The sequence below is a fragment of the Streptomyces sp. NPDC002795 genome, assembly GCF_042888725.1.
Classification (GTDB): domain Bacteria; phylum Actinomycetota; class Actinomycetes; order Streptomycetales; family Streptomycetaceae; genus Streptomyces.
In genome coordinates this window covers 163,109-175,378 of sequence record NZ_JBIAQB010000015.1, presented here as the reverse complement: position 1 = coordinate 175,378, position 12,270 = coordinate 163,109, and the positions used below count along the sequence as shown (strand labels likewise).

11 protein-coding genes and 2 tRNA genes are annotated in these 12,270 nt (G+C 70.1%); 7 read left to right on the top strand and 6 right to left on the bottom strand.

Features of this window, described 5'->3' with window-relative positions:
• Nucleotides 1-2: 2 nt before the first annotated feature.
• On the bottom strand, nt 3-800 hold the full coding sequence (locus ACFYWS_RS35760) for an aspartate/glutamate racemase family protein (protein WP_389283419.1): 798 nt from the start codon (nt 798-800) through the stop codon (nt 3-5).
• A 289-nt stretch (nt 801-1,089) separates the two neighbouring features.
• Between ACFYWS_RS35760 and ACFYWS_RS35755 the strand changes: the two genes are divergently transcribed.
• The 6 genes from ACFYWS_RS35755 to ACFYWS_RS35730 all read left to right on the top strand — a co-directional run bounded on the left by ACFYWS_RS35755 (nt 1,090) and on the right by ACFYWS_RS35730 (nt 6,671).
• Nucleotides 1,090-2,496 (top strand): amidase, encoded by a 1,407-nt coding sequence (locus ACFYWS_RS35755; RefSeq protein ID WP_389283418.1) that lies wholly within the window; start codon nt 1,090-1,092, stop codon nt 2,494-2,496.
• 108 nt (nt 2,497-2,604) lie between these two features.
• Nucleotides 2,605-3,537, top strand: a complete 933-nt coding sequence (gene ehuB / locus ACFYWS_RS35750; RefSeq protein ID WP_389283416.1) for an ectoine/hydroxyectoine ABC transporter substrate-binding protein EhuB — start codon at nt 2,605-2,607, stop codon at nt 3,535-3,537.
• Nucleotides 3,534-4,277, top strand: a complete 744-nt coding sequence (ehuC, locus tag ACFYWS_RS35745; protein ID WP_389283415.1) for an ectoine/hydroxyectoine ABC transporter permease subunit EhuC — start codon at nt 3,534-3,536, stop codon at nt 4,275-4,277. Before ehuB ends, ehuC begins: the two co-directional genes overlap by 4 nt.
• Nucleotides 4,274-4,921, top strand: a complete 648-nt coding sequence (ehuD, locus tag ACFYWS_RS35740) for an ectoine/hydroxyectoine ABC transporter permease subunit EhuD (RefSeq protein WP_389283413.1) — start codon at nt 4,274-4,276, stop codon at nt 4,919-4,921. Before ehuC ends, ehuD begins: the two co-directional genes overlap by 4 nt.
• A complete protein-coding gene (gene ehuA / locus ACFYWS_RS35735) occupies nt 4,911-5,726 on the top strand; it encodes an ectoine/hydroxyectoine ABC transporter ATP-binding protein EhuA (protein ID WP_389283411.1) in 816 nt (271 codons plus the stop codon). The genes ehuD and ehuA overlap by 11 nt, the downstream gene beginning before the upstream one ends.
• 174 nt (nt 5,727-5,900) lie before the next feature.
• On the top strand, nt 5,901-6,671 hold the full coding sequence (locus ACFYWS_RS35730; RefSeq protein ID WP_389283410.1) for an IclR family transcriptional regulator: 771 nt from the start codon (nt 5,901-5,903) through the stop codon (nt 6,669-6,671).
• Nucleotides 6,672-6,736: 65 nt separating this feature from the next.
• Here the strand turns inward: ACFYWS_RS35730 and ACFYWS_RS35725 are convergent.
• The 5 genes from ACFYWS_RS35725 to ACFYWS_RS35705 all read right to left on the bottom strand — a co-directional run bounded on the left by ACFYWS_RS35725 (nt 6,737) and on the right by ACFYWS_RS35705 (nt 11,905).
• A tRNA-Lys gene (locus ACFYWS_RS35725) sits at nt 6,737-6,810 on the bottom strand.
• A 54-nt stretch (nt 6,811-6,864) separates the two neighbouring features.
• Nucleotides 6,865-8,535, bottom strand: coding sequence for an AMP-binding protein (locus ACFYWS_RS35720; RefSeq protein WP_389283408.1), 1,671 nt, complete (start codon nt 8,533-8,535; stop codon nt 6,865-6,867).
• A 174-nt stretch (nt 8,536-8,709) separates the two neighbouring features.
• On the bottom strand, nt 8,710-9,321 hold the full coding sequence (locus tag ACFYWS_RS35715; protein ID WP_389283406.1) for a lytic polysaccharide monooxygenase: 612 nt from the start codon (nt 9,319-9,321) through the stop codon (nt 8,710-8,712).
• A gap of 152 nt (nt 9,322-9,473) precedes the next feature.
• Nucleotides 9,474-10,592: an SPFH domain-containing protein gene (locus ACFYWS_RS35710; RefSeq protein WP_389283404.1), complete on the bottom strand. Its 1,119-nt coding sequence runs from the start codon at nt 10,590-10,592 to the stop codon at nt 9,474-9,476.
• 20 nt (nt 10,593-10,612) lie between these two features.
• Complete coding sequence (locus tag ACFYWS_RS35705; protein ID WP_389283469.1) at nt 10,613-11,905, bottom strand: peptidoglycan-binding protein; 1,293 nt, start codon at nt 11,903-11,905, stop codon at nt 10,613-10,615.
• Between the two features lie 234 nt (nt 11,906-12,139).
• On the opposite strand from ACFYWS_RS35705, the gene ACFYWS_RS35700 reads away from it, so the two are divergent.
• Nucleotides 12,140-12,213 (top strand) — tRNA-Lys (locus ACFYWS_RS35700).
• Nucleotides 12,214-12,270: the final 57 nt, after the last annotated feature.

The following is a 12,270-nucleotide window of genomic DNA, read 5'->3' as shown; positions in this document are numbered from 1 at the left end:
CTCTATGCCCACCCTTCCTGTTCCTTCGGCCGTTCGCTCGGCAGGTCCGCCGGGGGCCACACCCGCGCCGCCGGGTCGAGCAGCGCCTGGTAGGGCCCCACGGCACGCGTACCCAGTCGGGCGAGGGCTGCCCACATCGTGACTTGATTGGCCGAGATCACCGGCACCCGCAGCTCCGCCTCCAGCTGCGGGATGACGTCGTACGTAGGCAGGTTGGTGCAGCTGATGAAGAGCGCGTCGGCCCCGGAGCTTCCCGCTTCCCTGGCCATCGCCGCCACATCCCGGTAGGGCACCTTCCAGATGTGCCGGGTCAGACCGAGGTCGGCCCGCCCGGTGACCGTGATGCCGGCCTCCGCCAGATACTGCTCCAGCGATTCGGTGACCGATCGCGTGTACGGGGTGACGAGCGCGATACGGCGCGCGCCCAGTTCGGACAGGGCCTGGAGCAGGGCCCCCGATGTGGTCACGGCGGGCAGCTCCCCGGCCCGTCGCATCGCGGCGCACAGCGCCCGCTCGCCGGCGAGCCCGCCGACGAAGCTGCCGGACGCGCAGGCGTACGCGAGGACTTCCGGCCCGGTGGCGCCGAGCGCACGCACGGCCTCGCCGAGCGTCTCGTGCTCGCTGACCAGGCGCGCCAGATCGAGGCCGACCTCGACGGGCACGAACGGAGTACGGGTGAGGTGGAGTGAGATGTGGTCGGGCACCCAGCGCCACAGCTCGCGGTCGAGAGCGAAGTCGAACGGGGCGACGACGCCCACACCGCGCTGCGGTTTCGGTCCCCCCAGGAATGAGACGTCCATGAGCAGGCCCCATGTTCAGCTGACTGATCAATGCCGGTGTGGTGCTTGAGCCGGCGAACCGCCGGGACGTCGGGACAGCGACACAGTGCGAAACAAGGTGCAGGAACCCTGGTGGAGTCCTCTGTTGTCGACGGTAGGTTCCGGTGCCTGCGGGGTCAATTCCCGACTCTCGCGCCCAGGAAAGCGGATCTTCATTGCCGGACGGTTTCCCCTCGATGTCCGTGCCTGGCGAGGTGATCCTGGGTAGGTCACCGGCAACGTAACGCGATCGCTGGTGCTGGAGGGGCGGATGACGAGCGAGCTCATCGGACTGACCGCGCAGGACCTCATCGAGGGTTATCGCAAGGGAGAGTTCAGTCCGGTCGACGCGACCCGCGCCGTGCTCGCCAGGATCGAGGAGACCGAGCCGGCGCTGAACGCGTTCGTGCGTGTCGACGCGCAGGGCGCCATCGCCCAGGCGGAGGCGAGCGCGCGGCGGTGGCGCGAGGGCGAGCCGACGGGCCTGGTCGACGGGGTGCCGGTATCGGTGAAGGACATCCTGCTCCAGCGCGGCGCGCCCACCTTGCGCGGCTCAAGGACCGTGTCGGAACAGGACAGTTGGGACGAGGACTCGCCGTCGGTGGCCCGGCTGCGCGAGCACGGCGCGGTCCTCGTCGGGAAGACGACGACGCCCGAGTTCGGGTGGAAGGGCGTGACCGATTCGCCGCTGTCGGGCGCGACCCGCAATCCGTACGACACTTCGCGTACGGCGGGTGGTTCAAGCGGCGGGAGCGCGGCGGCCGTCGCCGTCGGCGCGGGTCCGCTGTCGCTCGGCACGGACGGTGGCGGTTCCGTCCGGATCCCGGCCTCCTTCTGCGGGATCTTCGGCCTCAAGCCGACGTACGGGCGGGTGCCGCTGTACCCGGCGTCCGCGTTCGGGACGCTGTCGCACGTGGGGCCGCTGGCCCGTACGGCGGCCGACGCGGCGCTGATGATGGATGTGATCTCGGGCCCCGACCCGCGGGACTGGTCGGCCTCGGGACCACCGTCCGGCGGCTTCCGGGACGCGCTGCACGGCGGGGTGCGCGGGCTGCGCGTCGCGTACTCGCCGACGCTGGGCGGGCAGGTGGCGGTGCGGTCCGACGTCGCCGCGGTGGTGCGCGCGGCGGTGACGCGGCTCGCCGAACTCGGCGCGTACGTCGAGGAGGTGGACCCGGACTTCTCTGATCCGGTGGAGGCGTTCCACACGCTGTGGTTCAGCGGGGCCGCGCGCGTGGTGCAGCATCTCCCGGCGTCCAGGCGGCAGTTGCTCGATCCGGGGCTGCGGGAGATATGCACCCGGGGCGCGCGGTACAGCGCGCTCGACTATCTGGCGGCGGTCGACGCGCGGATGGCGCTCGGGCGGCGGATGGGCGTCTTCCACTCGACGTACGACCTGCTGGTGACGCCGACGGTGCCGATCACCGCGTTCGAGGCGGGAGTTGAGGTTCCGCGCGGCTCCGGCCTGCGCCGATGGACGGGCTGGACCCCGTTCACGTACCCCTTCAACCTGACCCAACAGCCCGCCGCTTCCGTGCCCGTGGGGCTCGACGGGGGCGGTCTGCCGATCGGCCTCCAGCTCGTGGCCGCGCGGCACCGTGACGATCTCGTCCTCCGGACCGCGCACGCGTTCTACGAGGCCGGCGTGGCGAGTCACTCCAGTCCCAACACGCCGTGAATCGCGTGAAGTTAGGACATGGCCGTATTGCTGTGAATTCAGATCTCGGGTTTATCAAGGGCTGAAAACGATAGGCATACCTCCCGGGGCTTCGGGTAATGGCGCGCCATGGCTCCACCACTTGGTAACAATGAGGGATTCATCGCCAGACCAGTCCGCCGCCGCTCCCTGCTCTACGGTGCGGGGGCGGCGGCTCTGGGTGTGTTCGGCACCGCGGCCTGTACCCGCGTGCCGGAGGAGGGGAAGGTCGAGGGCGGGGATCTGCTGGACCGGCTGCGCGACACGGGCGAGGTCAAGATCGGCGTCGCGGGTGAGGTCCCGTACGGATATATCGACGAGAACGGCGAGGTCACCGGAGAGGCGCCGGCGATCGCCAAGGTGATTTTCCCGCGCCTCGGTGTGCCCAAGGTGAAGGCGGTGCCGACGCAGTTCAGCGCGCTGATTCCGGGGCTGACCCAGGCGCAGCAGTTCGACGTGGTGTCGGCGGGGATGTACATCAATCCGGGCCGTTGCGAACAGGTGCTGTTCTCCGATCCCGACTACCTGATGCCCGACTCGTTCATCGTGCGCAAGGGGAACCCGCACGGCATCAAGACGTACAAGGAAATCGCGGACAAGAAGCTGAAGTTCGCGACGGGTACGGCCTACGCGGAGATCGAGTACGCCAAGGCCTACGGCATCAAGGACATGCTGATCCTGCCCGACCAGGTGGCCGGCCTCGACGCCGTGCGCCAGGGCAGGGTCGACGCCTTCGCCGGCACGGCCGTCACGGTCCGTACGGTGATCAAGGGCTCGAAAGGGGTCGAGGGCATTCCGCCCTTCCAGCCCATCGTCGACGGAAAGCCGGCCTATGGAGCGGGCGGATTCGCGTTCCGGAAGTCGGAGAAGAATCTGCGCGACGCGTTCAACAAGGAGCTGCACAAGCTCAAGGAGAGCGGTGAACTCCTGCGCATCATGGCGCCCTTCGGTTTCACGAAGAAGGAGATGACCGACCTCACGGTCGAGAAACTCTGCCCCCCGGCCGAGGGAGCCGCCTCATGATGTCCGCGAAGTTCTTCGAGAACTGGTTCCTGCCGGGCATCTGGATCACGCTTGAGGTCACGGTCCTCAGCGCGATCATCGCCTTCGTCATCGCGTTCATCATCGGCACCCTGCGCACGTCCAACGTGTGGGCCGTGCGCTTCCTTTCCGGGGCGTACTTCGAGATCTTCCGCAGCACGTCTTCGCTGGTCTTCATGTTCTGGATCGCGTTCACCGTGCCGATGCTGTTCCAGATCCAGTTCCAGCCGATGTTCGCGGGCATCCTGGCGCTCAGCATCACCTACGGCGCCTACGGTTCGGAGATCGTGCGCGGCGCACTCGCCGCGGTGCCGCCCGCGCAGCGCGAGGCCGGTATCGCCCTCAACTTCACGCGCGCCCAGCGCCTGCGCCGCATCGAACTCCCGCAGGCCTGGCCGGAGATGATCCCGCCGTTCAACAACCTGCTGATCGAACTGCTCAAGGGAACCTCGCTGGTCTCCCTGATCGCGGTGGCCGACATGACGTTCGCGGGAAACCTCCAGCGACTCGTCACCAGCGACAGCGCGCCGATCTACACGCTGCTGCTCGTCCTGTACTTCGTGTTCGCCTTCATCTTCACGCGCCTCATGCGTCTGCTTGAGCGCCACGCCAAGAGCCGTATCGGCCAGGCGCCCGAGGCGGGCGGTCTGCGCGTGCTCCTCGGCGGGATGCGCTCCAAGTCGACGATCGACGCCGTCACCGGTGCCGGAGGTGCCAAGTGAACTGGGACTGGTCCAACGTCGCGGACTTCATGCCGCAGTTCTGGGACGGCCTGCTCGTCACGGTCCAGGCGCTCTTCTGGGGCGCGATCATCGCCTTCGCCCTCGGCCTGGTGTGGGCGATCGCCCAGCGCTCGAAGACGAAGTGGATCCGCTGGCCGGTGACGACGGTCACCGAGTTCATCCGGAACACCCCGCTCCTGGTGCAGCTGTTCTTCCTCTTCTACGTCGTTCCCTCGTGGGGCATCTCGATGTCCCCGCTGGTCACCGGCATCGTCGGGCTCGGCCTGCACTACTCGACGTACACGTCCGAGGTCTACCGGGCCGGCATCGACGGTGTGCCCGTCGGCCAGTGGGAGGCGGCCACCGCGCTCAGCCTGCCCAAGGGCCGCACCTGGCTCGCGGTGATCCTGCCGCAGGCCGTGCGCAGGGTGATCCCCGCGCTCGGCAACTACGTGATCGTCATGCTGAAGGAATCGCCGCAGATCATGGCGATCGGCGCGCTGGACATGCTGGGCGAGGCCCAGGGCTTCAGCCAGACCACCTTCACCTACGAGGCCATCAGCGTCGTCGGTGTCGCCTTCATCGTCATCGCCTACCCGGCTTCTCTTCTTCTGCGAGTTTTGGAGCGTCGTCTTGTCCGCTGACAGCAGCACTTCCCAGGAAATCCCCAATCCTGCCGTCGACGGCAGCGAGCTCATCCGCTTCGACAAGGTCACCAAGCGGTTCGGCAGCAACACCGTCCTGGACAACCTGGACTTCTCCGTCGACTCCGGCAAGCACGTCACGCTGATCGGCCCGTCCGGATCCGGCAAGACCACGATCCTGCGCCTGCTGATGACGCTGATGAAGCCCGACGAGGGCACCATCAAGGTGGGCGGCGAGTACCTCACGCACGAGCAGAAGGACGGCAAGCTCGTCCCGGCCGGCGAGAAGCACATCCGCGACATCCGCAAGAACATCGGGATGGTCTTCCAGCAGTTCAACCTGTTCCCGAACATGAACGTGCTGCGCAACATCACCGAGGCCCCGGTCAACGTGCTCGGCCTGCCCAAGGACGAGGCGGAGCAGCGGGCCCGCGAGCTGCTCGACCAGGTCGGCCTCGGGGACCGCTGCGACGCGTACCCCTCGCAGCTCTCCGGCGGCCAGCAGCAGCGTGTCGCGATCGCCCGCGCGCTCGCGATGCGGCCGCAGGTGCTGCTCCTGGACGAGGTCACGTCGGCGCTCGACCCGGAGCTGGTGGCCGGCGTCCTCGACGTCCTGCGCGACATCGCGCACAGCACGGACATCACCATGCTGTGCGTGACGCACGAGATGACCTTCGCGCGCGACATCTCGGACCAGGTCCTGATGTTCGACTCGGGGCGCATCATCGAGTCCGGTTCGCCCGAGAAGATCTTCAGCGAGCCGGAGCACGAGCGCACCCGGGAATTCCTGAGCGCCGTGCTGTGACCAGCCGCTCACCGAGTGGTGCATGACTTTGGCATATGCCACGGTGGCGCGTTCCTGCTGAGAGGCACGGAACGCGCCACCAATCTCCTCAACCACCGCCCCCAAAGGGGGTGTTGGCGGCTATCGTGGACGAAGCCCAGCTGTCCGGAACCGGTCCATGCAGGGGGAAGAACCGTGGCGCTGAAGCACGAGCAGGGTGCGACCCCGCACCAGCCGCACGAGGCGGTGCAGCACGCGTTGCGCGTGCTGGAGACCGTCGCACACCGAGGCGTGGGCGTGACCGACACGGAGCTGGCGCGCGTCACCGGGCTCCCCGCCGACCACTTGACGGTCCTGCTGCGCATGCTGCGCCGCGAGGGATACGTCCGGCAGAACGCCGACGGGGCGTACATCACCGGCGAGAACCTGACCAGGCTCGGCGCCACCGAAGGCCATGCGGCCGCACTCACCGCAAAGCTCCAGCTCACCCTCGACCGGCTGCGCGACGACGTGGGCGCGGCGGTCTACATGAGCCGTTACGTCGACGGAGAGATCCGGATCACGCAGGTGGCGACGGGGCCGGGCACGCCCGCGGTCAACGAGTGGGTGGACTTCCGCGTCTCGGCGCACGCGAGCGCCATCGGCAAGAGCCTCCTCGGCCAGCTCGACATGAACGGGCGGCGGGATCATCTGTCCCGCCACAAGATGGCCCGCCTCACCTCGCGGACGATCACCAACGAGAAGCAGCTGCTGTCCCGCCTCGCGGCGCAGCCGGCGACGGTTCCGGTGCTCGATCTCCAGGAGTACGCGGTGGGCACGGTGTGCGCCGCGGTTCCCATCACGGCGGGTTCCTCCGTCGGATGCCTGGCGCTGTCGCTTCCGGTCGAGCATGCGCATCGGCTGCACGATGCGGCGGAGCAGCTCAACAAGGAGGCGGCGCCGGTCCTCTTGTCGTTGGCGATCTGACGCAGGCAGCAGGAGCCCACATACGACGAAGGCCCCCCGCAGTAGCGGGGGGCCTTCGCATCAGGTGCGCCATCAGGGACTCGAACCCCGGACACGCGGATTAAGAGTCCGCTGCTCTAACCAACTGAGCTAATGGCGCCGGTTGACGAGGTAAATACTACCCGGCCCCAGGGGGTGCTTTTGACCACCGGTGTCACGGGGGCGTGAGGAGGTTCTCGCGGCCGCGCTCCCCGTACGCCGTCGCCAGGTCCGCGCGGTCCTGGGTGGTCAGGCGGCGATGGGCGGGGGCGCCCGGGGGCCGCCACCAGAGGTCGCCGCCGCTCCAGAAACCCTCGCGGCGCAGCTCCCCGCGCCGCACCTTGTTCGTCGCGGTGACCGGCATCCGCTCCACCACCCGGACGAAGCGGGGCGCCATCTTCGTACCGAGGTCCGACTGCGAGCGGAGGAACGCGTCGAAGCCGGCCGGGTCGAAGGCGAGGCCCTCGCGGAGGGCGACCGTCGCCATCACCTGGTCCCCGGCCACCGGGTCCGGCACCCCGTAGACCGCGACGGCCGCCGCGTCCGGCCAGCGGGCGAGGATGTTCTCGATCATGGCGGGGGCGAGGTTCTCGCTGTCGACGCGGATCTTGTCGTCACCGCGCCCGGCGAAGTACAAGAACCCGTCGGCGTCCCGGTAGAAGTGATCACCGGTCCAGTACCAGCCGTGCTCGCGGACGCGCTCCGCGTACGCGGCGTCGTTGCGCCAGTAGCCCTCGAAGGGTGAGCGGCCGCGGTTGACCAGCTCGCCTATCGCCTCCGCTCCGTTGAGGAGGCGCCCACCCTCGTCGAAGCGCGCCGGCGGGCACTCCGCCTTCGTCTGCGGGTCGAGCACCGCGAGGTCGCTGCCGGGGGCCGCCCGGCCGATCGCGCCCGCCGGGGTGCCGGCCGTGCGCTGCACCGCGGCGCCGCCCTCCGAGGACCCGTACCCCTCGACGAGCCGCACCCCGAACCGCTCCTCGAACCGCGCCGCGTCCACGGCCCCCGCCTCCGTGCCGAACCCCACCCGGAGGGGATTGTCGCGGTCGTCCGGGTGTTCCTCGGTGGCCAGGATGTACTGGACGGCCCGGCCCACGTAGGTGAAGTACGTGGCGCCGTAGGTACGTACGTCGGCCAGGAACCGGGACGCCGAGAAGCGGCGGCGGAGCGCGACCCCGGCGCCCGCCGCGACGGCCGGCGCCCAGTCCGCGATGACCGCGTTGCCGTGGAAGAGGGGCATGCAGATGTAGTGCACGTCGTCCGCGCGGACCCCGAAGTTCGACACCAGGGACTGCCCCGCCGCCGCGAGCCGCCCCTGCGTGCACAGCGCCGCCTTCGGTGCCCCGGTCGACCCGGAGGTGAAGTAGAGCAGCATGCGAGTGTCGGGGCCGACCCGCTCGTCGGCCTCCGGCTTCGCCCCTTCGTACGGCGTGAGCAGCTCCTCGTACGCGCCGGTGTCGGTCACCAGGATCCGGATGCCCGGCAGGTCGAGGCCGTCGAGCAGCGGGAGGTGGGCCCGCTCGGTGACCAGGACGCGGCATTCGGTGTGCGTGATGTCTCGGGCGAGTTCGGCGCCGCGCCGGGTCGGGTTGAGGCCCGCGACGGCGGCGCCGGAGAGCGCGGCCGCGCCCAGCCACTGGGGGAATTCGGGAGTGTTGTCGAGGAGCAGGCCGATGTGGGGGTCCGCGGCCCGCGGCAGCAGCTCACCGAGGAGCGCCGCGCGGGTCGCCGCCCCGGCCGCGACCTGGTGGTGGCTGAGCACCTGGTCCTCGTACGCGAGTCCGGGCCTGTGGTCGCCCCAGCGCGCCTGGATGAGCTCCGCGAAGGTGTGCGTCGTCATGGATCCCATGCGGGTGCACGGTAATTGACGCCCCGTCAGATGTGGAGAGCGCCGACACCGTATCAAGCCAATCAAGCCCCGCCGGCGATTGAGGCGCGGGGTCCGGGGCGGAGCCCCGAGGCGTGGGGCCCCGGCGACCGGAGCCCCCGGCGCGCCATGGGGCAGCGCGCCGGGGGCACTGGCTCAGAACGTGACGTCCGAGCACGCATAGAAAGCGTTCGCCGTGTCCGCGACGGTCCACACCGCGAGGATCACGTGATGCCCGGACTTCCCGGAGGGCAACGTGCCGGAGTGCGAGAGCGTCGCCGGCGGCTGCCCGCTGAACGGGACGGTGAGGAACGGCGCGGTCTGCAGCGCCGACCGGGTCAGCGGCTTGCTCTGGTCCCAGCCGTCCTTGGTGATGTAGTAACGGAAGTCCGTGGTGGAGTGCCGCGCGGTGAACTGCCAGCGGAACGTCTGGCTCTGACCGCCCGTCACCTTCGTGGCCGGCCAGGCGTTCCCGTTCGGTTGCTTGGCGGCGTCGAGCGAGCTGAAGCTGCCGTGCCCGGCCGAACAGATCTTGCCGTCGGCGGGGCCTGCCGCCGGGAAGCCCTTCGCGCCCTCGACGCTCTGCGGCTCCCACTGGATGCTGCCGCAGCCGCTGACGCCGCTGTTGGCGCAGAGCTTCTGCCTGCTGACGGGCAGGTCGGTGTAGCCGTGGCCGCTGGCGCCGCCCGCGGAGAGCGCGAACGCTCCCGCGGTCGTCAGGCCGAGCAGGGCCGCGTACGCCTTCGTACGCTTCGAGGTTTTTCGCATGCTGCCGCTCCTGGGGGGTGTTGGGGGTGCCGGAAGCCGTGCGCACAGCGATAGTTCAGGTCTAGACCAACGCACAATGTAGGACCGCGAGTTGGGCATGTCCAGACCAATCGCAATTCCCGGCCCGAGCACCTCCGCTCACCCCCAGGCGCTTACTCCCCCCGACCCGTGTAGAACGCGACCGTCAGATCCTTCACGAGCAGCTTGCGCTCGTAGTCGTCGAGATCCACGAGCCCCCGCGCGGTCAGCCGCGTCACCGTGTCCTCCACCGAGTCCACGACCGTGGTGAGGACGCTGTCCCGGCGCCGCGCGTCGAGGGCCGCGATCCGGCGGCGCCGCATCGCCGCGGCCACCTCCGGCTCGTACTCGATCCGCGTGGGCTGCGCCGAGAACACCTCGATGCCGACCGGTTCCGCGTCCTCGGCGAGGCGACGGGTGAGCAGATCACCGAGGGCCTCCGCGTTGCGCAGCACCGGCGCGTCCCGGTCGCCGACCACGGCGGGCAGCCGCGACAGCACCCTCGCGAGGCCCGCCTCCACGCACTCGCGCAGATACGCCTCGTGGTCCTCGGTCCCGAGCGTCGCCCGCGCCGTGTCCTTGATCCGCCAGGCGACGAGCACGACGACGCGCAGCGCCTCGCCATTGGTGTCGACCGCCGGCATCGGCTCGCTGCGCCAGTGCCGCAGCCGCAGGTCGACCCGGCGGCGCACGAGCAGCGGGTTGAGCCACAGCAGCCCCGCCCTGCGCACACTCCCCCGGTAGCGGCCGAAGCGCGTGAGCACCCAGGCCCCGCCCGTCCGCCCGCGCGCGAGCCCGCCGACGCCGAACAGGGCGAGCGCGCCGGACCCGGCGAGCGCCGCCCACTGCGCGGGCCCGAACCCGGCGCCCGCGTATCCGTCGAGGCCCGCGAGGTCGGTCATGATCCGGGGCAGCGCGCCCGCCCAGCCGAGCGAGGCCGCGGTCCCGGCCGCGCCCACCGCCCCGCCGAACACTCCGAGGGCGCCGGGCAGCGCCCGCCAGGACCGCTCCTCCAGGCCGGGGTCGACGGAGGGGACGGGCCTGCGCGGGGTGCGGGCCGGAGCGGGGCGGGATGTCCGGCCCATGGGCGTCGCGGTGGTGCGCTCGACCTGGGCCTTGGTGACCACCGCGGGCCGCAGCGGCACGGCCATCGGGTCCGGGTCGTCGCGGAAGAGGAGGTGGACCGGGATCTCGGTGGTGGACTCGTTGCGGATGAGCCGCGCGGCGCGCGTCCCTCCGTCGGTTTCGCTCATGGAACCCTCCGCGTTGCGCGTCAAGAGAACAGCCGGCGCCAGGTCTCGGGGCCGGGGTAGCCGTCGGCGGCCTTGCCCCGCCAGCCCTGGGCCCGCTGGAAGGCCTCGACATTGCGCCGGTCCGCCTCGCTCCAGCGCGGCCCGGGGCCCTGGCGGTAGAACTTGCCGAATCCTTTCTTCACGAGCTGCTTGCCGAGCCGCGTGACGTCGGAGTTCTCCGCGCCGGGCCGGAACTTCGCCTTGCCGGGGAAACCGGAGGGGGACGGGGCCCGCTCGCCGCCGCCGCTGCCGGCGGACGGGATGCTCCGCCCTTGCCCCGTCGACAGATACGACCAGGTCGTGGGCCCCGGGATGCCGTCCGCCGCCTTGCCGCGCCAGCCCTGCGCACGCTGGAACGCGCGCGTGGCCTTACGGTCGGCCTCGCTCCACTTCGGCCCCGGCCCGACCCGGTAGAACCGCTTGCCGCCCCGCTCGACGAGCATCTTGCCGAGCCGTGTGACGTACGCGTTGTTCTTGCCGGGGCCGAAGTACTTGGCGCCGGGGAACTTCGTCGACGACGCGCTCGAACCGGAACTGCCGTCGGTGACCGCCCTGTAGCGGTACGCGAGGTACTTGCTGGAGTGGCTCCAGTACGCGTACGGGGTGGCCTGCACGCGCGCGCCCGGCTTGGTCTGCTCGTACGCGATGTACCGGGTGCGGGACGCGTCCGTCCAGCCGCCGAAGATCGTGACGTGCGAGCCCTTCTCCGGGTTGGCCGGGTTGTGGAAGAGCAGCATGTCGCCGGGCTGGAGCTGCGACTTGGTGATCCGGGTGCCGTACTGGGAGAGGCTGCCGGTCCACTCGTTGCCCGGCAGGCCCCACGCCATGGAGACGAAGCCGGAGCAGTCCTGGCGGTAGCCGTCCTTCCAGTACTTGTTCATGTTGTACGGGACCTTGGCCTCGACCCACGTCCTGGCGCGGTCGAGGATCGCGGCCCGGGAGGTCTTGCGCAGGGCCGCGGACTGGACCAGTGACACGGACCCCGCGGCCTGGCCCGGCGATCCGTGCAGCGGACCCGACCCGCCCTGCGGTGTCGTGCCTCCCGCATCGACCGGGGGCGGGGTCAGTGGCCTGGCCTCGTGGTGTTCGGCCGCGGCCGCCGGGGTGGTCTGGAGGCCGCCGACGACGGTGCCCGCGGCGGCGGCGAGGACGAGGGCGTGCCGGGCGCCCACCTTGGTGCGCACCGGGTGCGGCACCGCGCGCCGCCACTCGGCGCAGCCCGCGCAGCCGCAGTCCTCCGCCGGGTCCACGTCCTCGAAGACCGGGACGCCCATCGGCTCCGCCGTGTCCCCGCGCTCCATCCGCTCCATGCGATTCCCCTCACACTCCGGTGCCGGATTTTGGAATAACGAGCCTCGATTCCGCACGCAGGAAGCGTCTCAACTGTCATGACAAATCGCATGTTGACGGTCCAAAAGATTGAAATACCCAGAATTCACCCCTCGCCCCGGCGTGTCGAGTGGTCAGAAGCACCACCGAGGGTCGGGTAAAGTTCTGTTGGTCGACAGGCGCCATTAGCTCAGTTGGTTAGAGCAGCGGACTCTTAATCCGCGTGTCCGGGGTTCGAGTCCCTGATGGCGCACAAGACACAAGGCCTCCCGCAACAGCGGGGGGCCTTCGTCGTGCGTTGAGCTCGGGT

Bases quoted from the DNA above. Each gene is read 5' to 3' on its own strand.
- ehuB (WP_389283416.1), top strand. From the start codon at position 2,605: ATGGCTCCACCACTTGGTAACAATGAGGGATTCATCGCCAGACCAGTC.
- ACFYWS_RS35720 (WP_389283408.1), bottom strand. From the start codon at position 8,535: ATGGGATCCATGACGACGCACACCTTCGCGGAGCTCATCCAGGCGCGC.
- ACFYWS_RS35755 (WP_389283418.1), top strand. From the start codon at position 1,090: ATGACGAGCGAGCTCATCGGACTGACCGCGCAGGACCTCATCGAGGGT.
- ACFYWS_RS35760 (WP_389283419.1), bottom strand. From the start codon at position 800: ATGGACGTCTCATTCCTGGGGGGACCGAAACCGCAGCGCGGTGTGGGC.
- ACFYWS_RS35705 (WP_389283469.1), bottom strand. From the start codon at position 11,905: ATGGGCGTCCCGGTCTTCGAGGACGTGGACCCGGCGGAGGACTGCGGC.
- ACFYWS_RS35710 (WP_389283404.1), bottom strand. From the start codon at position 10,592: ATGAGCGAAACCGACGGAGGGACGCGCGCCGCGCGGCTCATCCGCAAC.
- ehuC (WP_389283415.1), top strand. From the start codon at position 3,534: ATGATGTCCGCGAAGTTCTTCGAGAACTGGTTCCTGCCGGGCATCTGG.
- ACFYWS_RS35715 (WP_389283406.1), bottom strand. From the start codon at position 9,321: ATGCGAAAAACCTCGAAGCGTACGAAGGCGTACGCGGCCCTGCTCGGC.